The sequence below is a fragment of the Streptomyces sp. SM1 genome (assembly GCF_002910825.1).
In the GTDB taxonomy this organism is placed as follows: domain Bacteria; phylum Actinomycetota; class Actinomycetes; order Streptomycetales; family Streptomycetaceae; genus Streptomyces; species Streptomyces okerensis.
In genome coordinates this window covers 1-22,768 of the sequence record NZ_NEUB01000714.1, presented here as the reverse complement: position 1 = coordinate 22,768, position 22,768 = coordinate 1, and the positions used below count along the sequence as shown (strand labels likewise).

At 67.6% G+C, this 22,768-nt stretch carries 10 protein-coding genes and 1 pseudogene; 4 read left to right on the top strand and 7 right to left on the bottom strand.

Annotated features, from left to right (window positions below; translation table 11 throughout):
* Positions 1–14: 14 nt before the first annotated feature.
* The 7 genes from B9S61_RS20295 to B9S61_RS20265 all read right to left on the bottom strand — a co-directional run bounded on the left by B9S61_RS20295 (position 15) and on the right by B9S61_RS20265 (position 20,532).
* Complete coding sequence (locus B9S61_RS20295) at positions 15–1,145, bottom strand: LLM class flavin-dependent oxidoreductase (RefSeq protein ID WP_103543534.1); 1,131 nt, start codon at positions 1,143–1,145, stop codon at positions 15–17.
* Positions 1,142–9,283: a hybrid non-ribosomal peptide synthetase/type I polyketide synthase gene (locus B9S61_RS20290; protein WP_103543533.1), complete on the bottom strand. Its 8,142-nt coding sequence runs from the start codon at positions 9,281–9,283 to the stop codon at positions 1,142–1,144. Before B9S61_RS20290 ends, B9S61_RS20295 begins: the two co-directional genes overlap by 4 nt.
* Positions 9,280–12,630, bottom strand: coding sequence for a type I polyketide synthase (locus tag B9S61_RS20285; RefSeq protein WP_103543532.1), 3,351 nt, complete (start codon positions 12,628–12,630; stop codon positions 9,280–9,282). The genes B9S61_RS20290 and B9S61_RS20285 overlap by 4 nt, the downstream gene beginning before the upstream one ends.
* Entirely contained in the window at positions 12,630–13,394 is a 765-nt protein-coding gene (locus B9S61_RS20280) for a phosphopantetheine-binding protein (RefSeq protein ID WP_181007450.1), read from the bottom strand. The genes B9S61_RS20285 and B9S61_RS20280 overlap by 1 nt, the downstream gene beginning before the upstream one ends.
* Complete coding sequence (locus B9S61_RS20275) at positions 13,307–18,046, bottom strand: type I polyketide synthase (protein ID WP_103543530.1); 4,740 nt, start codon at positions 18,044–18,046, stop codon at positions 13,307–13,309. The genes B9S61_RS20280 and B9S61_RS20275 overlap by 88 nt, the downstream gene beginning before the upstream one ends.
* Before the next feature lie 392 nt (positions 18,047–18,438).
* On the bottom strand, positions 18,439–20,013 hold the full coding sequence (locus B9S61_RS20270) for an MFS transporter (RefSeq protein ID WP_103543529.1): 1,575 nt from the start codon (positions 20,011–20,013) through the stop codon (positions 18,439–18,441).
* A 144-nt stretch (positions 20,014–20,157) separates the two neighbouring features.
* The gene (locus B9S61_RS20265; protein WP_103543528.1) at positions 20,158–20,532 is read right to left on the bottom strand and encodes a cupin domain-containing protein; all 375 of its coding nucleotides are present in this window, start codon (positions 20,530–20,532) and stop codon (positions 20,158–20,160) included.
* Between the two features lie 73 nt (positions 20,533–20,605).
* Between B9S61_RS20265 and B9S61_RS20260 the strand changes: the two genes are divergently transcribed.
* The 4 genes and pseudogenes from B9S61_RS20260 to B9S61_RS20245 all read left to right on the top strand — a co-directional run.
* A complete protein-coding gene (locus tag B9S61_RS20260) occupies positions 20,606–21,079 on the top strand; it encodes a MarR family winged helix-turn-helix transcriptional regulator (RefSeq protein ID WP_103543527.1) in 474 nt (157 codons plus the stop codon).
* A gap of 82 nt (positions 21,080–21,161) precedes the next feature.
* Positions 21,162–21,426: pseudogene (locus B9S61_RS20255) on the top strand (IS21 family transposase); the annotation flags it as partial.
* Between the two features lie 260 nt (positions 21,427–21,686).
* Positions 21,687–22,028: a transposase gene (locus B9S61_RS43505; protein WP_103543526.1), complete on the top strand. Its 342-nt coding sequence runs from the start codon at positions 21,687–21,689 to the stop codon at positions 22,026–22,028.
* A gap of 4 nt (positions 22,029–22,032) precedes the next feature.
* A partial coding sequence (locus tag B9S61_RS20245; protein WP_107499713.1) for an IS3 family transposase occupies positions 22,033–22,768 on the top strand: 736 nt, incomplete at its 3' end.

The window sequence follows — 22,768 nt, the reverse complement described above, 5'->3', positions numbered from 1 at the left end:
CCTCCCGCTGAGAACTATCGGCTGGACGAGGACTGCCGGGCGGCCTCACGCGCCTGGGCCGCGAAGTCGTCCCGGCGCTCCGAGACCCACTGCTGCGACGCGCGCCGACTCTCCAGAGCACCGGTGAAATGCGGGGCCACGTAGCGGGCGAGCAGTTCGTAACTACGCTTGGTCTGTTCGCGCGTGGCCCAGTCCTGGGTGTTGACCAGCAGGGTGCCGAATCCGCCGCTCTCGTCGAGCATGCGCTGGATCGCTTCGATCGCGTCGTCGACCGAGCCGATGATGGCCGTGCGTGTCTCCACCGCCACCTCGGCCTCGCGCCCCTCCGGCAGCTTCGCCTGGGCCCCGACTGTGTCCCGGACGTACTCCCGAAACCACCTGGCCATCCCGTCCTGGACCTGGCTCAGGGCCTCTTCCCGGGTTTCCGCAATGTGTACGCAAATGGCGACTCGCCACTTCGACCGGTCGACAGTCTTGCCGTACTTGGCCGCTTCATCCTCCGCGGCCACCCACAGCCGGGCCAACGGCGGCTCCTCCATCCCGGGCCGCCCGGCGAACGTGAGGGAGGTCAGACCGTACCGGCCCGCCAAGCGCATGCCCCGCTCGGATCCAGCACTGGCCACGGCCATGTCGAAGCACGGCTTGGTGTAGGGCTTCAGATGCAGGCGGGCATCCCGCAGTTCGAACCAGTCCGTCTTTACAGTGACCGGTTCATCGCCGGTCAGCAACTGCACCAGGGCATCGAGGGACTCGGCCATCATGCGCCGCTGGTCGCCGGCCGCGATGCCCATCATGTGAGCGTCCGCGGGCGACACCCCGGCACCCATCCCGAACATGGCCCGCCCGCCGCTCTGGTGGTCGAGCTGCACGATGCGGTTGGCGGTGGTGAGCGGGTGGTGGTACGGCAGGCTGACGACACCGGTACCCAGTTTGATCCGGCGGGTTCGCTCGGCCGCGGCGGCCAGGAACAGCTCCGGCGAACTGACGGTGGACCAGCCACCTGAGTGGTGCTCGCCCACCCATGCCTCGTCTATACCGAGCACGTCCAACCACTCGATCAGGTCCAGGTCCCGCCAGAAGCCGGTCGTGGGGTCCTCGTCGAGCGAGTGGAACGGCGGGATGAACGCGCCGAAGCGGAGTGTCATCGCTGGCTTCCTTCGTCGTCGTGTCGTGAATGCATGAGGGAGTCGTCGAGCCAGGTGTTCAGCTCGTCCGCCAGACGGCGCAGCTGCGGCTGCTGCATGACGGTGTAGTGGTCGCCGGGCAGATCGACGATGTGTGAGTCGTCCGGGAACAGCTCCTGCCAGGCGGCCACCACCGCCTCGGTGGCGCCGTCCCGGGCGCGGAAGAAGCGGACCGGGCCGTCGTAGGTTTCCGGCTGGTAGCGGAGCAGGGCCCGGAAATTGCGCGCGAACCGCTCGAAGATGGCGCCCAGGGTCTCGACGTCGATGTCGGCCGACAGCACTGACAACCGGCGTGCCTCGGCATGCAGCGCGCCCAGCGCCTGGCGGTATCCGCCGGCCCCGCGGAAGAGGTTCGCTCCGGGCTCCCAGGGCGTGTCGTTGAGACCGCCGAGATCGCGGGCGAACCAGGACAGCAGTACGGCGTCGTCGACGTGATCGTCATCTGTCGGTCCTGGCGGTTCCATCAGGTCGATGACGGCCAGGTGTTCCACCGTCTTCCCCGCCTGAGCGAGTTGCTGGGCGATCTCAAGGGCCACAACCCCTCCCATGGACCAACCGCCCAGCCGGTAGGGGCCAATAGGGGCAACTGCCGTGATGGCCTCGGCGTAGTGGGCACCCAGTTCGGCGACGGTTGACAACTCCGGGCCGTCGGGCACCTGGAGGGCGTAGAACGGCTGCTCCTCTCCGAGGAGCGCGGCAAGTTCGGCGTAGCACAGGACATCGCCACCGACTGGGTGCACGAAGAACAGCGGGGGCCTGCTCCCCTCGGTCCGGATCGCAACGAGGGCCGTGCGCCGTAGGCCTGCCCCCGCGTCCCGGACAGCTTCCGCGAGCAGCGCGATCGTCGGGCGGCCGAACAAGGTGGATAGGGGGATCGAGCAGCCCAGACGAGTGTGGATGCGCGCCATGAGTCGCACGGCGAGGAGCGAGTTGCCGCCGAGCGCGAAGAAGTCGGCGTGGACTCCGATGGGTGCGTCTGGGAAGAACTCGCTCCAGATCACAGCGAGTTCCGACTCGACGTCGTCCCGCGGTGTGACCGCGGCGTTGTCGTCGTCCACATGCGCGCCTGGTACGGGTAGTGCCGTCCGGTCGACCTTGCCGTTGGCAGTGAGCGGCAGTCCGTCCAGAACGAGGATGTGCTGCGGCACCATGTACACGGGCAGCGTCTTGCCCAACGCCTCCCGCAGCCTCCCCGGCGCGTCGAGCGGGTCGCGTCCTTCGTCCAGCACGGCGTACGCGACGAGTTGCTTGGCCCCCTGCCGCTCCCCCACCGCGGACACCACCGCGGCACGCACTCCGGGACACTGCAGCAGCGCGGCCTCGATCTCGCCGAGCTCGATTCGGTAGCCTTGGACCTTCACCTGGAAGTCCTCACGGCCCAGGAACTCTATGGTCCCGTCTGGGAGATAGCGGCCAAGGTCACCGGTCCGGTAGAGCTGCTCGCCGGTGGAGGGGTGCCGCAAGAACGCGGCACGGGTTTTGGCCTCGTCGCCCAGGTAGCCACGCGCGAGTCCGACCCCACCGACATGAAGGTGGCCGGGCACCCACACGGGGCACGGCTGCATGGCGTCGTTGAACACATGGAATTGCTGGCTGCGCATCGGTGTGCCATACGGGATGCTCGCCCAGGAGGGATCCACCTCGCCGATGGGGTGGAGGATGGACCAGATCGAGGCTTCGGTCGCCCCGCCCAGACTCCACACGGCCGCGTCCGGTACCAGGGCGCGGATACGGTCGGGAAGGGTGACGGGAATCCAGTCCCCGCTCATCATGACCGTGCGCAGCGCAAGCGTGCCGCCGTACCCCTCACCGAGGGCGTACTCGGTGAACATCTCCATCAGCGAGGGGACACTGTTCCACAGCGTGACCCCGTGATCGCTGACGAGTTGCGCCCAACGCGCGGGCTCCCGGTGGGCTTCCGGTTCTGGCAGGACGATCGCACCGCCGGCGGCAAGGACGCCGAAGACGTCGTAGACCGAGAGGTCGAAGTTGAGCGCGGACAGGGCGAGAACCCTGTCCTCCTCAGTGATGCCGAAGCGCTCGTTGATGTCGAGCACCGTGTTCAGGGCACCGGTGTGCTCGATCATCACGCCCTTCGGCGTCCCAGTGGACCCTGAGGTGAAGATGACGTACGCCAGATCGTCTGGACGCGTGGTCGACGGCTCACAGCGCCTCGCGTCGAGCGCCTTTGCCTCGGGCCCGTCGACGCTCAACCGGACGGTTCCGTCCGGCCACTCCAACCGCTCTGCCACCCGGCTCTGGGTCAGGACGAGTGCGATGCCGGCCTTTTCCAGCAGCAGCCGCAGTCGCTCCGGAGGGACGGCCGCGTCAATCGGTACGTAGGCCGCTCCGGACTTCAGTACGCCGATGGTCGCGGCGACCTGTTCCCAGCCCTTCTCCATCACGATGCCGACGAACGAGCCCGGTCCCGCTCCCTGTCCGCGCAGCCAGTTACCCAGCCGGTCGGTGTGCGCGTCGAGATCCCCGTACGTCAGCGTGCGGTCCGCCGCGATCACGGCGGTGCGTTCCGGATGGGCGGCGGCACGCTCGGTGAACGGCTCGTGCAGCAGCCCGGCGGGCAGCGGCGCGGAGGTGGCATTGACGTCCCGGCGCAGGGCCAGGTCGGTGTCCGGCACCAGGACCGGAGCGGGGCGCTGCCAGGCCTGTTCGTCGTGGCACAGGCCACGCAGGACGTCCACGTAGGCCGCAAACATCGCGTCGACCATGCCTTCGGGGAAGATCTCCTCGATGACGTCCCAGTTCACGATCAGTGCGCCGGCGTCCTCGACGACCTGGTGGTCCAGCCACACCTGGGGCGTGCGGATGGAGCTGGAGACCTCGCGGCCTCCTTGCCCGAGCGAGGTCAGATGCTGGGCAAGGCCCGTGGCGGCCGCGGAGTCCTCCTTGGCTGCGAAGTTCACCGTACTCGCGAAGACCACGGGCATGGCGGCCCGGCTGGCGCCACCGCGGACCCGGTGCAGTTCACGCAGCACCTCGACCCCGCTCACATGGCTGTGCTCCAGGTCGTTCCACAACTGCTTCTGCACGCGGTCGGCGCGTAGTGCGAAGCCGTCCTGAGCAGCGCTGTCGATCTCGAGCAAAGTGGTGGCGCTGAAGTTGCCCACCACGTTGCCGACATCCGGGTGCAGCGGCTGCCGGTTGAAGAACAGGACGTTGAGGGTGAATCGACTCGACTTGCTCCAGGACGCCAGGACCTGGGCGTACGCGGTGCACAGGGCCGCCGAGGGCGTGACGCCGACCGCCGCCGCGTACTTCTTGAACCGAGCCCAGTCCTCCGCCGTGATCCGGTCAGAGCGGTGGGTGAACACCGGCCGGTCGATGGAGGCGGGATCCTTGGCCAGCGGCAGTTCGGGAGCAGGCGGGAGCGACTCGACACGACCGCGCCAGTACTCGAGCGACGCGGTGTGCAGAGCGGTGCCCTCGATGGACCGCGCGGTCACGACATAGTCCCGGTAGGTGAGGGGGACTTGAGGCAGTACGGCAGACCCGTCGCGGTAGGCCGCCGCCCATTCACGGAAGAGGAGAGACGTGCTCCACGCGTCGATGATCAGCGCGTCGAGGCCGATGTGCAGGCGGGTACGCCGCTCGTCGACCACCGTGGCCCGGACGTCGAAGAGCGGCCAGCACGTGGTGTCGAAGACCTGGCCCCTGACGTCCTCGTGGATCTCCCGCAGCAGCCGGTCCCGCTCATGCTCGCCGTACGGGCGCAGGTCCGTGGTGCGTATCTCGTACGGCGGCACGTCGGCGAGCACCCGTTGGTGGCCGTCCTCCGTCATGACCGCACGCAGCATGTCGTGACGCACGACCATCGTCCGGAACGCCTCGGTGAGCCGGACCAGGTCCACGCCCTCCACGTCGACCTCGATGAAGAAGTAGGTCGAGACGTTGCCGAGTTCGAAGGCGCTCGACCGTCCTACGAGGTAAGCCTGCTGAAGGCCCGTCAGCGGAAACGGCTCGTACCGCGCGCTGTCGTCCGGGACGAGCACCGGGAGCCTGCCACGCTCGAGGTCCGGTGTACCGGCCGTGTCGAAGTCTTCAGCCTCCTCGCTCTCACCAAGCAGGCCGAGGATCTCGGTGCCGAGCGTGTGCACACTACGGCCGTCGAGAAAGATCACGAGGGGCAGGGAGACGCCCAGTCCGACGGAGAGGGCTTCCTTGACCTCCAGGGCCATGAGCGAATCCAGGCCGAGGTTCTGCAGCGGCTCATGCACGTCCAGATCGGCTTCGCTGCCGCCGAGAGCCCTGGCCACCGTGCGCGCCAGGAGTTCCCGGACCGCCGCGGGGTCCCTCGGCGACGTGGCCACGACGGCGGACGCCACGGAGGCGGGTTGCACCGTGATCTTTTCCACGGGGCGTGGTTCCTGCGGCTGGGCCCGCAGCAACCGGTCGCGCTCCGCCCTCCTGAGGCAGACGCCGTCCGCCTCAGCCAGCAGCCGTCCCCGGTCGTCGTACAACCGCACCTCGGCGAGCAGCATCTTGGAAGGATCGGAGGACGGCAGCAGCCTCGCCCGACAGTACGTCGGACCGGTACCGACAGAGCCGTGCAGCAGGAAGCGGTCGATACCCACCAACATGTAAGTGGCGTCCGCCGGGCTCTCCGGGGGCAGGCAAGCGAACAACGTCTGGAAGAGCGCATCCGTCAGACCCGGATGCAGCCGGTAAGCCTCGGCCTCCCCGGGGCGCGGCGGCCGCATGCGGGCGAGTGCCTCTCCCGCACCGCTGTGGATGTGTTCGACCCACTGCGCCGAGGGGCCGAGGTAGAGCTTGCGCCGCCACATGCGGCGGTAGAAGTCGTCTCCGGAGATCTCGGTCGTGAGCCGGCCGCGTACGGCGTCCAAGTCCTCGTCGCCAGCCCCCACATCCGGTGCCGGCCCCATCCTGCCCTGCGCGTGCAGGACCCACTGCGCCGCGTCGTCGCTCTGGGCGCCAGAAGCGAAGTAGCGGTAAGACACGCGTTCCCCGCCGGCCGGGTCCTGGTCGACCACGAGCTGCACATCGGCCTGCTCACCGGGTTCCAGGATCATGCTCTGCAGAACGAGGCAGTCCTCGACCAACACCGGCCCCGTGCCGTACAGTTCCCGGCCCGCCTCGAACGCGGCCTCCAGGTAGACACCGACGTTGACCACCGGGAGCCCGTCCATCACGCAGTCGCCCAGGCACGGGTGCGACTCGGCGCCGAGCCGGGAGGAGAACTGCACGACAGGCAGCGGGGAGGGAACGCGCTCGCCGAGCAGCGTCGGCGACAACCCGTCCACGGGCACCCGCGCCGCCCCGGCTGCAGGCTGGGACCGGGCACTCGGCTGGAACCAGTGACGGCCACGTTGGAAGGCGTACGTGGGCAGTTCCGTACGGCGTCGGCCGCGCCCGGCGTCGTATTCCTCCCAGTCGACGACCGCACCCAGCGTGTACAGGGCACCCAGACTGTCCAGCGCGACCCGCCAGTCGTCGTGGCGGGGTCGGAGGGAGGGCAGGAACACCGGCAGGCGGTCGTCCTGCTCCGCGTCGGCTGCCTCGGCCGTCAGGAAACGCTTGGCCATGCCGGTCAGCGTGGGAGCAGGTCCCATCTCCAGGAAGACCCGGTACCCCTGCCGGTACAGGGTAGTCATGCCCTCGTGGAACCGCACGGTCTGGCGTGCGTGTTCGCGGAGATAGCGGGCCGTGAATGCCTGTTCCCCCGTCAGGGGCTGTCCGGTGACGTTGGAGATGATCGGGATCCGAGGCGCCCGAAACGTCATCTCGGCCGCCTCCCGTTCGAAGGCGTCGAGCGCCGGCTCCATCAAGGGTGAGTGGAAGGCGCGGGTCACGGTCATCCGCTTCGCGCGAACTCCCTGGTCGGCCAGGGTGGACAGCAGGGCATCCATCGCGACCGTGCTACCTGAGACAACGATGCTCTCCGGTCCGTTGACCGCCGCGATCGACAGTTCGGCCGCATGGGGCTCCAGCGCTGGGGCCACCTGCTCCTCCGAGGCGAACACCGCCGCCATGGCGCCTTCGCCGGCGAGCTCGTGCATGAGCTGTCCGCGGCGCGTGGCCAGTCGCAGGCCGTCGTCGAGGTCCAGGACGCCGGCGACACAGGCCGCTACCAGTTCGCCAATGCTGTGGCCCAGGACGGCAGAAGGCTCCACGCCCCAGGAACGCCACAGCTCGGCAAGGGCGTACTCGACAGTGAACAGCGCCGGCTGCGTCCAGCACGTGTCATGGATGAGGTCGGCATCCTCAGGTGCAGGATCGAGTACGGACAGCAGGGGGCGGTCCGTCAGCGGGCGCAGTACCTCGGCGCAGTGGTCGACGACCTGCCGGAAGACGGGTTCCGTCGCGTAGAGGGTGCGTGCCATGCCGGCGTACTGCGCGCCCTGCCCGGTGAAGAGGAAGACAACTTGGGGCCGGGACCCCGCCTGCACATGCCCACGCCGACTGCCCGCTGGCTGCTCGCCCGTGGCCGATGCGGCCAGCCGCTGTCCCATCTCCTCAGCGGAGGCTGCGGTCACCGCCAGCCGGTGAGGGAAGTGGGACCGCCCCGTGGCTGCGGTGAAGCAGATGTCGCCGAGTTCGGCGTCCGTCGCAGCCGCAAGCCGGTCGCCGTACCGCCCGGCCAAGGCGGCGAGTGCGGCCGGGCTCTTCGCAGAGAGTGTAAGGAGCTGTGCGGTGCGCTCCGGGACGACGGTCGCCACCGTCTCCGGGACGTCATCCGCAGGCGCCTCCTCAATGATCAAGTGCGCGTTCGTGCCACTGGCACCGAACGAACTCACCCCGGCAATACGGGGGTTCTCCCCACGAGGCCACGGCACACCGCCGGTGGGGATCTCAACGGATAGATCCTCGATGCCGATCTCCGGGTTGACCTCGGACAGATGCAGGTGCGGTGGTATGTGCTCGTGCCGCATGGACTGCACGACCTTGATGAGCCCGGCGACGCCGGCGGCCGGTTCCAGGTGACCGACGTTGGTCTTGACCGACCCGACCAGCAGCGGACCCGCCCCGCCCCGGTCACCAAGCGCGGCATCCAGAGCACGCAGTTCCAGCGGGTCGCCAAGCGGGGTACCGGTGCCGTGCGCCTCCACGTAGCTGATCTGCGCCGGTTCAACAGACGCGGCCCGCATGGCCTGGCGGATTACTGCTTGCTGGGCAGATGAGTTCGGAACGGTGACACCACTGCTGCGCCCGTCCTGGTTGACGGCGGATCCGCGGATGACGGCGAGGATCCGGTCACCTTGAGCACGGGCGTCAGAGAGCCTCTTCAGTACGACGACTCCGCAGCCCTCGCTGCGCACGTAGCCGTCGGCGCTCGCATCGAACGTCTTGCACCGGCCGTCCGCCGCGAGCATGTGGGCCTTGGACGCGACGACGAACCACTCGGGTGCCAGCAACACGTTGACGCCACCTGCCAGGGCCAGGTCCGTCTCGCCGGATCGCAGGCTCTGGCAGGCCAGGTGCACCCCGACCAGGGAGGAGGAACAGGCGGTGTCGACGGACAGGCTGGGGCCGCTGAGGCCAAGCCAGTACGACAGCCGACCAGCAGCGAAAGTGGACGCGTTGCCGGTAAGGCTGTAGGCCTCCAGGTCTGCCGGGTCCACCTGCTGCATCTGTGTCTGCATGTAGTCGTAGGTCGTTATCCCGAAGTAGACGCCGGTGTCCGAGCCCATGAGCCCGGCCGGCGCCTGACCCCCGTGTTCGAGGGCCTCCCAACTGACTTCCAGCAACAGACGCTGCTGTGGATCGAGGGCGGCTGCTTCTCGGGGGGATATACCGAAGAACGCCGGGTCGAACTGGTCGACCTGGTCCAAGTAGCCTCCGCGTCGCGTGGACATCTTTCCCGGCGCGTCAGGGTCAGGGTCGTAGAATCGCCCGGCGTCCCAGCGGGAGGCGGGGATCTCGCCGATGCCGTCTCCGCCACCCTCCAGGAACTCCCAAAACGCTTCAGGGCTGTCCGCGCCCCCGGGCATACGGCAGCCCATGCCGACGATGGCGATGGGCTCCGTCCTGGCCTGCTCCACCTCGTCGAGTTCGGCACGCAGCCTACGGATCTCCCGCACGCTTTGCGCAAGGACGGACTGCCTTTCGAGACCGTTGTCCGTCATCGGGAACCTCCTGCGGTACGGGTCGAGGCACGGACTTCTTCGGCCAGCAGAGCGAGGAGTTCCTCTTCCGACAGATCGTCCATGGAGACCGGGGCAGGTAGGACAGTCCGCGCGAACCTGAGGACACCGGCATCTGGAACAGCGTTCTGCAGCGGTGGCGTCGGATCGGGGTCAGGCGCATCAACCGGTTCGCCCAGCATCCGCTCGGCGAGCCCGAGCAGATGCGCGGAGAGCATCCCAACTGAAGGATGCTCGAACATGACGGGCGCCGGCAGCTTGCGCCCGAACCCGGCTTCGATCCGTACTCGGACCCGGGCGGCGAGCAGCGAGTCCATGCCCATCTGGAAAAAGCCGGCGTCGGGGTCGATGCGATCCGGGGCCATCTCGAGGATGTCGGCCACGCAGTTCCGTACGAACTCCGCGACCAAGTCCGGCCGTTCGGTGTTGGCCACGGACGCCAGACGGTTGAGCAGCTTCGCCGCCGGGACGCCCTGCGTCGACGCGGGCTCGGGCCGCGCGAGTTCCTGCGGCCGGAGAGCGCCCTGTTCAGCGACGGCAAGCGGGCGTCGCTCTCCAGGGGCGCGGAACCAGAACCGTTCGTGCTGCCACGTGTACCCCGGGAGCGGAACCGAGCGCGCTCCCGTCGGCGCCGACTGCTCGGAAGAGACCGGGATGCCGTGCGTGTGCAGCGCGCCGAGGATTTCGAGCATGCCGTGCGTCTCGGGCTCGTCCCGCCGCATGGCCTGCAGGGCAAGACCCTCTCGCTCGCCGAGCTCGAAGCCCTGCTCCACCGCGGACAGCAGAACGGGGTGCGGGCTCATCTCTACGAACACTCCGTTGTCCTGGGCGATGAGCGTCTGAAGGGCGTCCCAGAACAGCACGGGCTCCCGGAGGTTGCGCATCCAGTAGTCGGCGTCGAATTCCGAGCCGTCGGACCACTGTCCTGTCACCGTCGACAGGATGGGGATGCGGGAGGGCCGGGGCGTCAAGTCTGCGAGATCAGCAAGGAGTTCGTTCCGCAGCGGATCCACCTGGGGGCTGTGCGAGGCGACGTCGACCTTCACCGGGCGGCAGAACACATTGCGCTCGCGCAGGTTCTCCGCCAGGTCGACCAGGATCCGTGGATCACCCGACAGCACGGTGGACGTCGGGCTGTTGCTGACGGCCACGGACACTTTGTCCCGGCAGCCCGCGATGAGCCGGTCCGTCTCGTCCAGCGGCAGGGCCACGACCAGCATGGCTCCTTGGCAACTGATACGGCGGAGGAGGGCGCTGCGTAGGCAGATGATGCGGGCGGCATCCTCCAGGGTGAGCGCTCCGGCAACGTGCGCCGCTGCCACCTCACCCATGCTGTGTCCGACCACGGCATCGGGTTCCAAGCCGAAGGAGCGACATCGTGCGGCGAGACCGACTGCGAGGGCGAACAGAGCGGGCTGGATCAGATCGATGCGGTCGAGCTGCGCCGCATCGTCGATCCTCATGACGTCGTCGATGATCGAGCGACCGCCGAGCCAGCGACGCATGGCGTCGTCGCACTCGGTCACTGCCGCGCGGAACACCGGGCAGGCTTCCAGTAGTTCCCGCCCCATCCCGGCCCGCTGCGATCCCTGACCGGGGAAGGTGAAAACGACTCCTTCGGCCACAGAACTCGTGGCACGTCCCGTGATCACTCCGGCGGGCTCCTCCCCGCCCAGCCACTGTGTCAGCCGCTCGGCCGCCTCGCTGTGCGAACCGGCCACGACGGCGAGCCGGTGCTCGTGGCGGGTCCGGCGCGCCGTCGCCGTGTGGACGATGTCCGCGAACCGTTGGGACTGTCCCTCGGCCGAGAGCAGGTGGTCGCGGTAGGCCCGCGCCATGGGCGCCAGCGCGTTGTCGGTGGCCGCGGACACCGGCAACAGCCAGGGGCCTTCGATGGCTGAGGGCCGGTCCGCGCCCTCGGTGTCTGCCGGGGCAGGGCCGAGAATCACGTGCGCGTTGGTGCCGCCTGCCCCGAAGGAACTGACCGCCGCGTGGCGCTGCTCGTCGGGAACGTCCCAAGGGCGCAGGGCGGTCGGTATGGACAGCCTGGTCCCGTCGAGTTCGATGTGCGGGTTGACGGTGGAGAGGTGCAGGTGCGGTGCGACGGCACGGTGGTGAATGCTCAGCGCCGTCCGGATCAGCCCGGCCATGCCGGCACCGGCTTCCAGGTGGCCGATGTTCGTCTTCACCGAGCCGAGCGCGCACGGGGCCGCCCCGGCGCCGGGATCGCCGTAAACCGCGCTGAGGGCCTCTACCTCGATCGGGTCGCCGAGAACCGTTCCTGTGCCATGCGCCTCCAGCAGCGTCACCTGGGAGGGCTCGATGCGTGCGTTGCGCAGTGCCTGCGTGATCACGGCACGCTGGGACAGTCCGTTGGGTGCGCTCAGTCCGTTTGTCAGACCGTCCTGGTTGACAGCAGATCCACGGATGACGGCCCAGATCCGGTCGCCATCGGCCTCGGCATCGGAGAGCCGCTTCAGCACGAGTGCCCCGACGCCCTCGCCACGGGCATAGCCGTTGGCCGCGGCATCGAAGGTCTTGCACCTGCCGTCGGGTGCGAGCGGCAGCCCCTTGGCATGCGCGATGGCCAGGTTGGGCGACAGGATCAGGTTCATGCCGCCGACCACCGCCGTTCCACAGTCCTGGTTGCGGAGGCTCTGGCAGGCCAGGTGCACGGCCACCAGGGAAGAGGAGCAGGCGGTGTCGACCGTCAGGCTGGCACCGCGCAGGTCGAGCAGGTATGAGAGGCGGTTGGAAATAATGCAGTTCGTTCCGCCGACCACGGTGTAGGTGTCGATCTCGCTGGCGTCCTCCAACTGGAGCTGAAGGTAGTCCGAGGCGTTGGCGCCCACGAAGACACCGGTCTGGCTGGCCTGGAGTTTCTCGCGGGTCAGCCCGGCGTCCTCCAGCGCTTCCCAGGCCACTTCGAGGAAGTGCCGCTGCTGCGGATCCATGCGGGCTGCCTCGCGCGGCGATATGCCGAAGAAGTACGGGTCGAACCGGTCGACGCCGTCGATGAAACCGCCGTACGCCGGAGGGGCGCCGTCGCCGGCCAAGGTGCTGTTCGTCCGACGGAGGTCCCAGCGGTCCTCAGGGATCTCGCTGATGGTGTCGACGCCTTCCGAGACCACTTTCCAAAAGGCGTCCGGTGACGTTACGCCACCCGGTAACCGGCATCCCATGCCGACGATGGCGATGGCTTCCCGCTTCGCCCGCTCCAGCACGTCAATCTTGCCGCGCAGTTGTCGGACGGCCGCGAGGGCTTTGGTAACGGTGGTGTCCGTGGCGGCTGTGGCCGCGTTCGGATCCGTGCCGGATGTGACGCTCATCAGATGGTTTCCATCCGCTCGTCGAGCTCGGCGAGTTCACGTTCGAGGAGTTCTTCGGGGCTCTCGGCCGATGACGGCGCCCTACCGCCGCCCGCTCCCGTCGGTGCGGCCACGGGCGCCTGAACGGTTGCGGCCTCGTCGTCGAGTTCCAACCCCAGTTTTTCGGCAAGGAACGGGACGATGTCGTGAACCGTCGGATAGTTCCAGATCAGCGTGGCCGACAGCCGGATGCCGAACGCCCCCTCGAGCCGGTTGCGCAGTTCCAGGGACATGAGGGAGTCGATCCCGAGGGACTTCAGCGGACGGTCCGGGTCGACCCGGCGTGCGGGGAGCCTCACCACCTGGGCGACGTTCTCCCGCACCGCCGATTCCAGTGCCTTGCGGCGCTCTGGACCGCTGGGCAGTGCTGCGATGGTGACGCGCAGACCGCCGGCAGGGGCGACGAGCGGGACCTGTCCGTCCGATGCCGACTGCTGAGGTCGGGGCGCGGCAAGGATCGGCACGGACTCCAACCTGACGATCCGCATTCCGACGACCTCGACGAGCAGTGTTCCGTCCAGGCTGTACATCCGGACGTCGACCTCACGCTGACTGGCGCCACCGGCGCGGCAGACTGCGTGCGCCCACACCTCGCCATGCGCCGTCCCGTGGACCGTCACGCGGCCCATACCTTCACTCAGGAATCCACCCGCCGTCTTCCAATCGCTCCCGAGGAGCGGCGCCAGGGCCGACTGGAGGGCGGAGTCGAGGAGCGCAGGGGGCACGACGTACCCTGCGCCGTGGTGCTGCGCCGTGGTGCTGCGCCGTGGTGCTGCGCCGTGGTCTCGGTGTGAACCCTGGCCAGCGCCTCGGTGTCGGTGCGTGTGATGTGGCTGATGCCCCGGTAGGCGGGGCCGTATTCGAGACCGCATGCGGCCAGCGCCCGGTAGTAGTCGGATCCGTCAAGCGTGTCGTTCATCCGCTCGGCCAGGCGGTTGATGTCAGCTGCTCCCGAGCCTGGGTCGGGGTCGGCCACCGACAGCGAGGCCTGGGCCACGCAGACGGGGCCGTTCTCCTCCGGGACGAAGAAACGTATTCGGGCTTCCGGTTCCCACGAGCCCTCCAACACCACCTGAACTCGTGTGAGCCCGCTCTCGGGAAGGATCATCGGCTGCTGGAAGAGCACGTCGGACAGCGCATGCCCGTCGCCCTCCAGGACCTCGCGGGCGGCCGCGAGGGCCATCTCCACGAACCCCGCCCCGGGTACCACAGCTGCCCCGCCGATCCGGTGATCCCCCATGGCCGCCGTCTTGGCGCTGAAGTCCATCTGCCAGTAGTGGGTGCCTGGTTGAACGGCAGAGTCGATCCGCTCGCCGAGCAGTCCCCGGCGCGGCGCGAGCCCAGCGGCCGCGCGGAACACGCGGTCGGATCCCTCGTGCCAGAAGCGATCCCGCTGCCACGGATAGTGCGGCAGCTTCCGGCTGCGCCGAGCAGGAGTCAGCGCCCGGTCGACGCGCGTCGCGGCTCCCAGCACGTGCAGCCGTCCGAGAGACGAGAGAAGGGTGTCCCGCTCATCCTCGTTCCGGCGTAGCGAGGGGAGCACCATTGTCCCGCCACCGCATTCTGCGGCGACCTGTTCGACTGCGGGGAGCAAAATGGGGTGTGGGCTCATCTCGACGAAGGCGTGCACCCCTTCCCGTACCAGACGGGAGACCTGGTCACCGAAGAGCACGGGTTCGCGCAGGTTGTCGACCCAGTAGCTCTCGGTCATCCGCGCGCCGTCCATGACGGTACCGGTGACGGTCGAATAGACCGGTACGGTCCCCGGGCTGGGGGTCAGTCCTTCCAGAGCGGCCAGGAGATCCGGTCGCAGCGGGTCCATCTGTGGACTGTGCGAGGCAACGTCCACCTTGACCCAGCGGCAGAACACATCCCTGCCCTCGAGTTGCGCGGCGATCTCGCTCAGGACCTCCCGCGCGCCGGAAAGCACCGTGGAACGTGAGCTGTTGCTGACGGCGACGGAGACCGCGCTCTCCCTGCCGACGAGCACCTCCCGCGCCTCCTCCACGGTGAGCTCGACGGCGAGCATCGCGCCCTGCCCGCTGGTGCGGCGCAGCAGACGGCTGCGCAGGCAGATGATCCGCGCCGCATCCTCAACACTCAGCACTCCGGCGACGTGGGCGGCCGCGACCTCCCCCATGCTGTGACCAACCACCGCGTCCGGCTCCACACCCCAGGAACGCCACAGGGCGGCCAGCGCCACCTCGACGGCGAACAGCACGGGCTGGACAACGTCGATCCGGTCGACCATCAGCTCCGTGTCGGCGGACATCAGTTCGGCTTCAATCGACCAGTCCACGAAGATGCGGGCCGCCACATCGCACGCGCGGACGGCGGCATGGAACACCGGCTCATGGCGCATGAGCTCCTTGCCCATGCCGATCCATTGGGAACCCTGGCCGGGAAAGACGAAGGCGACCTTGGGCCTGCCTTCCGCGGCGCAGTCGGGGGCATACAGCCGGGCCGGCTTCTCACCGCGTGCATGGCCCGACAGTGCCTCCGCGAGCTCCGCCTCAGTCCGAGCCGGGAGCGCCAGCCGGTAGGGGTGGTGAGCCCTGCGCAGGGCCGACTGTGTCAGGGCCGGAAGGCCACCGGTCCTGTCGCTCGCATCCGGACCGGGAGCGACGAGGCTCTCGGCCACACTGCCGGCGAGCTCACGCAAGGCCTCGGGGGATTTGGCGGATAGAGTGAACAACTCGCTGACCGGCTCGTCCCGCACACCCGGCAGCCGTACCTTCGTTCCGAGTCGCGCGAGCGCCTCCAGGGTCTCGGTCAGTCCCGTACGGTCGTCCTCGTCGCGGCGCATCGTGGTCATGACCGTGGCGGTCCGGCCGAAGTCGTCGACGCTCTGTTGCAGAGCAGACGCGAGTACCGGGTTGGCGCTGATCTCCACCAGGACGTCGAACTTCTCGCTCAGCAGATGCGCCGTAGCGTCGGCGAGCCGCACCTGTTCCCGCAGGTTCCGCACAAAGTAGGCCGGGCCGACGTCCCGCCAGTCCAGGGGCTTTCCGGTCACCGAGGAGATGACGGGGATGCGGCCAGGCTTCGCCGTTAGACCTGCGAGGGCCCGCTCCAGGTCCGCCATGATGGGATCGATGGCGGGGCTGTGGGCCGGCAGGTCGACACGGATCATGGCGCACAGCACCCCCTCCGCCTTCAGCTGGGCGACCAATGCCTCCAACTCCGAGCGGTTGCCCGCCAGTGCTGTCGTCCGCGGACCATTGCGGGTCGCGACACACACCGAGGAGTCCTGCTCGGCCAGACGTTCCTCCAGTTCGGACGCCGAGAGTTCGACCACAGCCATGCCACTGTCCGGGCCGGCCACGCGGCGCTGCTGGTCGCTGTAGTGGTGAACGAGTCGTACGGCTTGGGGCAGGTCGAGCACGCCGGCAATGACGCACGCGGCGATTTCTCCAAGGCTGTGGCCGACCACGGCGCCGGGCCGTACGCCCGCGGCCTCCAGCCATGCGGCCAGTCCCACCTGGATCGCGAAGACGACGGGCTGCATCACGCCGACGTCACTCGTGCGGGCCCGCTCCTCGTCCAGGAACAGCTCTTCCACGAGCGACCACCCCGCGTACCGCGCGAGTTCCCGGTCGCACTCCTCGAGAACCGACCGGAAGACGGGCTCAGTACGGAAGAGGTTCCGCGCCATGCCGACCCACTGCTGTCCGTACGGTGAGCAGACGAACGCAATCCGAGGACGCCCTGGAATACCACGCGCGACGGCCTTGGGCAGAGCCATCGGGGTCGGCTCCCGATGGCCCTCGACCACTACGTGGACGTTGGTGCCGCCCCAGCCGAAGGCGCTGACCCCGGCGTACATCCCGCCTTCGGCAGGCCATGGCTCGTCCTCCGTCGGCACCTTGAGCCGCAGTTCGTCGAAGGGAATGTGCGGGTTCGGCGACTCGAAGTGCAGGTTCCGCGGCACACGTTGGTGCCTGAGTGCCAGGGCGGTCTTGATGAAGCCTGCGATTCCCGCTGCGGCTTCGAGGTGACCCACGTTGGTCTTCACGGAACCGATGCGAAGCGGCCGCTGCTCCGGTCGGTCCTTCCCGAACACCGCTCCGAGGGCCATGGCCTCGATTGGGTCACCCAGCGCGGTGCCGGTGCCATGCGTCTCGACATAGTGCACCCGATCCGGATCTACCCCAGCGCGGCGATAGGCGGCTCGCAGCACGTCTTCCTGCGCTGCAGGGTTGGGGGCGGTGAGCCCGTTGCTCAAGCCGTCGTTGTTGGCGGCGGTCCCGCGAATCGTGCACCAGATGTCGTCCCCGTCCGCCAGTGCCCGGGAGAGCGGCTTGAGGACGACAACTCCACAGCCCTCGCCTCGCCCGAAACCGTCGGCCCTCGCGTCGAACGCCTTGCAACGGCCGTCCGGGGACAGTCCGCCGAACTTACTGAGGGACACCATGGTCTCGGGGCTAAGCAGCAGGTTGACCCCGCCCGCGATCGCCATCGACGACTCACCGCTCCAGATGCTCTGGCAGGCGAGGTGCAGAGCCAGCAGGGATGACGAGCAGGCGGAGTCGAGTACGAGACTGGGGCCGCGGAGTCCGAGAACGTAAGACAGCCGGTTCGCGACCATGTTCAGGGCACGCCCTGTGGCGGAGTGAGAGGACAGACTCCCCGGATCACCACAGGCAAGGTCCGCGTAGTCGTGCCAGATCGCCCCAGCGAACACCCCGGTGTTGCTGCCAGTGAGACTGCTCTCCGTGATGGACGCGTCCTCAAGCGCTTCCCATGCAACTTCGAGGAAAAGACGCTGTTGGGGATCCATTTCTTGGGCTTCTCTTGGGGAAATCCCGAAGAAAAGTGGATCGAATTCATCCACTCGCCCGTCGAGGAACCCAGCTTGGGTGGTTGTCATACCATCCAAGAAGCCCGCATCAACTCCATCCAGCGGATCGTTTGCCCACCTCCCCCTGGGAACAACCTTGACTGCGTCCTCGCCAGCTTCCAGTAGGCGCCAAAACGCTTCAATGTCATTCGCACCAGGGAATTTACATGCCATTCCGATGACCGCGACCGGTTCATCGGAACGGTGATCACTACGCCCGGAGAGATACTTCGCAACTTCGGCGCCTGAGGCATCTGCCTCGCCCGCGGCCACCCTGCCAGCCAGTGCACCGATGGTCGGATGGGCCCATAAGAGTGCAGGTGAAAGGCGCTTTCCCATCACCCGGGAGAGCGCAGCCGTGAGGCTCGCCGCACGCATCGAGTCAATCCCGGTGCTGGAGAAGAGCTCGTCGTCGCGGATGTCTCCGATCGCCCGGCCCACCAGCGTGGCCACCTCGGCGCGAAGCCATGCAGAGACCCCCTCAGGCGTCTCCAGGTCAACACCAATCGCCTTACCTTCGGCATCATTTAATGACACCGCCCACCCCCCGTCCTAACGGCGCCGACGCTTGGCGCACGCATTAGGAAATAGAAATCTGCCGAAAATCTTCAACAACGAGGCGAAGCCCGGAACGTTGTTCACAGATACCAGATCGGGCCGCCCCGCGATGAAGACCCTACATATCACCAATAGAGCAAGTCAAGCACCTTTACTCTTGGTTATGTTAACTAATTCGGAGCACCCGATTCCGGCAATTTTATTGCACTTTGCCCCATGTCACAGCTACCTCACCATGCGCGACCGCCACGCGCGGTGATGCGGAATCATGAAGTCCGTGTGTCGATTTCGCCGCTGAACAAGACACGAGGGTGCCCGCCGGTGTATGTACCGGCCGGCACCCTCGTGTCTTGACGCGACTTAACTGGCCGTCACGCGCGCGCCCCCGGAGTGTCCGCGGCTTCCGCAGTCGGCTTGGGCGCAGGCGGCATGGGCGGCTTCGGAGCGGTCTTCGGAAGCCAGCGCACGGCGACGACTGCCGAGAGCAGGGCGACGCCAGCAGCCACAAGCATGGTGACCTCCATACCCGACAGGTAGGCGTCGACGGCCTTTTCGATCAGTGCGGGAGCCTGGTCTCCGAGCTTCGCGGCGTTCACCGCCCGCAACGTGCCGCCGATCGACCCGGCCGCCTCCTCACGCAGGGCTTGCGGAAGGACGTTCACCGAGTCTTCCATTCCCGACCGGTAGACCACGCCGAGGATACTGCCGATGACCGCGACCCCCAGGGCCCCCGCGACCTGACGCATCGTCTGCGACACAGCCTGCCCGGCACCAGCCTTGGCCGGGGGAACGACGGACATGAGCGAGGCAGTCGCCGGCGCCATGATGCAACCCCAGCCCAACCCGAAGATCAACTGCGCCACGACCAGCAGCCAGGTCGGCGTGTCCGCGGTCAACTGGCTCGAGATCAGGAAGGAGATAGCCATGACGACCGACCCCGAGGCCACGACTGCACGCGGACCGAACCGCATCACGAGCTTGGGGCATCGAGTGGACATGACCATGGAGCCCACGCCCATGGGAAGCATCAGGAGGCCGGCTTCCATCGGGGAGAAACCGAGCACGGCCTGATAGTAAAACTGCGTGATGAAGATGGCTCCGATAAGAGCGAAGAAGCAGAGCGCGATGGCACCCGAACCAGCCGAGAACCGGGAATTACGCAGCAGGCTGACGTCCAGGGAGGGCGCCGCCATTCGTGCCTCGATCACGACGAGCAGCGCGACCAGCACCACCCCGCCGACGATGGCGCCCAACGTGTCCGCGCTCAGCCAGTCGTTGTCCTCACCGCCCGTCACGATGCCGTAGACCAGCAGACCGACCGCGACGGTGGAGAGCACCACACCGAGGGGGTCGAACTTGGCCGGGGCAGGGTTCTTGGATTCGGGGACGAGCCACACCATGAGGGTGATGCCTACGACGATCAGCGGAGCGTTGATGAGGAAGATCGACCCCCACCAGAACTGTTCGAGAAGGACACCGCCGAGCACCGGTCCCACGGCGAAGGCCACTCCGGCAGCCGACGCCCAGGCCGCGATCGCCTTCGGACGCTCCATGGGCGGAAAGACGTTCATGATAATCGCCAGCGTGACGGTTGGTACGACCGCGGCTCCCACGCCCATGACGCTGCGCCACACGATGAGTTCCGTGATGCTGCCTGCGTACGCGCCCAGCACCGAGCTGATCCCGAAGATCGCCAGTCCGACGACGAGCGTCTTCTTCCTGCCGAAACGGTCCGCGCACACACCTCCGGTGAACAGGAAGGCCGCGAAGGTGATCAAGTAGGAGTCGAGGGACCATTGGAGCTCGGCGTTGGTCGCATCGAGGCTCTGCTGAATCGGGTTGAGCGCCACGTTGATGATCGTGAGGTCCATGACCACGATCAGTACGGTGATGGCGAGCAGAGCCAGGATCGCCCGGCGGCGCCCGCTGCTGACTTCGGGGTTCATAACTGTCCTTGGTGGAGTTGCGGTTGATGTTTGACGTCTCCGGCTTCGCGCTCACGCCGGGGCAGCGGGACAAGGCCCGGAGCAGCGAACAGCCCGACCAGATCCATCGGGGGTAGCCTGGTCGGGCTGCTCAAGGGAGTGATGTCACTCCGCCCAGGGAAGCGGGATCTTGTTGTCGCTGCCCGGCATCATGGCCTTGCCTCCGACAACCATGGCGACCAACGCCTCCGCAGGGCCGCCGACGGCCTTGAGTTGCCGCACCGCGCCAGCAGAAAGGACGAGTGCCTGACCAGCCTTGACCTGTTCGGTCTTGCCGTCCACCTCGACCTCGAACTCACCCGACAAGGGCATCCACACCTGCTCACGGTCGATGATGTGCACCGGGGTGGATGCATCCGCGCCGAGCTCCACCCGCCAAGTGCTGACCTCGGCGCTACCTTGGCTCGGGCCTGCCAGGCCGAACATCGCGCCGGCGGGCGTGGTGGTCGTCCGCTGTTCGCTCTCGCTGACCACGTACATGGATCCTCCTGTGTAAAGCTTCTTTACTTGCAGCGAGTAAAGCTACTTTACAGGCGTGTGTCAAGATGAAGCGATGGAGACCCACGACCCCCTCGAGCACACCGAGCTCACCTTCCTGCTCGGGATGGCCTTCCAATTGGTCCTCTCCGAGTTCGTGAGCCGTCTGGATGCCGTCGGCTACGCCGAACTCCGCCCCATGCACGGTCTGGTCTTCCAGGTGCTCCACGGTGCTGGCGCCACGAGCAGCGAACTCGCCGAGCAACTCGGGGTCACCAAGCAGGCCGCCGGCCAGATCATCGACGACCTTGAGAAGCGGGGATATGTCGAGCGCCAACCACACCCCGCCGGCGGCCGGCGCAAGCTCGTCGTGCTGACGGCAAAGGCGCTGGAGCACCTGGTCGTAGCCGGAAGGATCTTGCACGAGCTAGAAGCGCAGCTGACCAAGCAACTCCATGAGGTCGGTCTGCAAGTTCCACGGACTGAGCTCGCGGCCATCATCCGAACCTTGACAGGAGACTCGATCCCGCCGTGGCGCCCCGTCTGGTGATGGGGCCTTGGGGCCTCCCCAAGGAAGAGGTGATCCTTGTGGAGACTGGGCAGAGATCCGGCGGTTGCACCGGGCCGCACAGATGCCGATCCGGGCTATCGCCCGGCACCTGAGCATCTCGAAGAACACGGTGAAGCGGGCGTTCGCGTATGACCGGCCGCCAAAATCGGAGCGGGTGCGCGAGCTGAGGCCGGCCTCGCGGACGGTCTATCGGCCCGGTGAGCTGGCTCAGTGCGACCTGTGGTTTCGATGGTGTCCCGCTGGGTGATGGGCAGAGCGGCCGGCCACCGGTCTTGATGATGGTGTCCGGCTACTCGCGGGTGATCGCCGCCAGGATGCTGCCGTCGACGACGTGCTCCGCAGTACGTCGCGCCCGTTCCACACGGCAATGGCCTGGGGGCGCGGGCATGACCGCCGCCCGATTTTGCCCCGTTCTCCCCTGGCTGTGGGACGTCCGCCACCACGACAGTGCCGTCCCTGGCGTGAAGGGCAGCCGGGGCCTGAATCTGGCCGCTGGTGACGTCAAGGGGCGACGACGGGACCTGTCCCCGAGTGGTGGACACCTCTGAGCCCGGCCCCGGCAGGGGCCGGGTAGGAGGGATCTCTTATGGTGATGAAGGTCTACTCGCCCGAGTTCAAGGCGGACGCTGTCGCGCTGTACCTGTCGGACCCGAGCCACACCTTCGAGGGCATCGGCAAGGATCTGGGGATCAGCCGCGAGACGCTGCGTAACCGGGTACGGGCCGAACGGGCCCGCCACGGCGGTGGCAGCAGGACGAGCACGAGCACGGAGATGAGCACGGTGGATTCCCCGCCGACGGCCGAAGAGCTTCAGGTCGAGAACGAGGCCCTGCGCCGGGAGCTGGCGGCAGCGCGCAAGGAGATGCACAAGCTCGCCGCCGAACGTGACATTCTCCGCAAGGCTACGAAGTTTTCGCACAAGAGATGACCTGGTGATCAACCGCTTCCAGTTCATCGAGGACCACCACCGCGCCTGGGGCGTGAAGCGGTTGTGTCACGTGCTGGAGGTCGCGCGCTCCAGTTTCTACAAGTGGCGGGCGGGCCGCGAGGCCCGTGCCGCACGCGAGCGGGCCGACGCCGCTCTCGCCGAGCGGATCAGGGCCGTGCACACCGAGTGGGACGGCACCTACGGCCGCCCGAGGATCACCGCCGAGCTGCGCGAGGACGGTGAGCACGTGAACCACAAACGTGTCGGGCGGGTGATGCGGAAGTTCGGTATCGCCGGGCTGCGGCTGCGCAAGCGCCAGGTCACCACGGTGCCCGAACCGTCCGCCACGCCGGTGCCGGATCTGTTGGATCGTGACTTCACCGCGAGTGCGCCGAACACGAAGTACGTCGGCGACATCACCTACCTGCCGGTGGGCGACGGCGAGTTTCTGTACCTGGCGACGGTGACCGACTGCTTCTCACGCCGTCTGGTGGGCTGGTCGATCGCCGATCACATGCGCACCTCGCTGGTCACCGACGCGCTCCGGGCGGCCGCCTGGGTCCGCGGCAGCCTGGCCGGCGCCGTCTTCCACAGTGATCACGGAGCGCAGTACACGTCTCGCGAATTCGCTGTCGCCTGCGCCGAGTTGGGTGTCACACAGTCCATGGGCGCGGTCGGCGCGAGCGCGGACAACGCACTCGCCGAGTCGTTCAACGCGGCCCTCAAACGCGAGACACTGC

Excerpts from the sequence above, each read along its gene's own strand:
- B9S61_RS20295 (WP_103543534.1), bottom strand. The coding sequence starts at position 1,145 with ATGACACTCCGCTTCGGCGCGTTCATCCCGCCGTTCCACTCGCTCGAC.
- B9S61_RS20290 (WP_103543533.1), bottom strand. The coding sequence starts at position 9,283 with ATGACGGACAACGGTCTCGAAAGGCAGTCCGTCCTTGCGCAAAGCGTG.
- B9S61_RS20285 (WP_103543532.1), bottom strand. The coding sequence starts at position 12,630 with ATGAGCGTCACATCCGGCACGGATCCGAACGCGGCCACAGCCGCCACG.
- B9S61_RS20270 (WP_103543529.1), bottom strand. The coding sequence starts at position 20,013 with ATGAACCCCGAAGTCAGCAGCGGGCGCCGCCGGGCGATCCTGGCTCTG.
- B9S61_RS20265 (WP_103543528.1), bottom strand. The coding sequence starts at position 20,532 with ATGTACGTGGTCAGCGAGAGCGAACAGCGGACGACCACCACGCCCGCC.
- B9S61_RS20260 (WP_103543527.1), top strand. The coding sequence starts at position 20,606 with ATGGAGACCCACGACCCCCTCGAGCACACCGAGCTCACCTTCCTGCTC.
- B9S61_RS43505 (WP_103543526.1), top strand. The coding sequence starts at position 21,687 with ATGGTGATGAAGGTCTACTCGCCCGAGTTCAAGGCGGACGCTGTCGCG.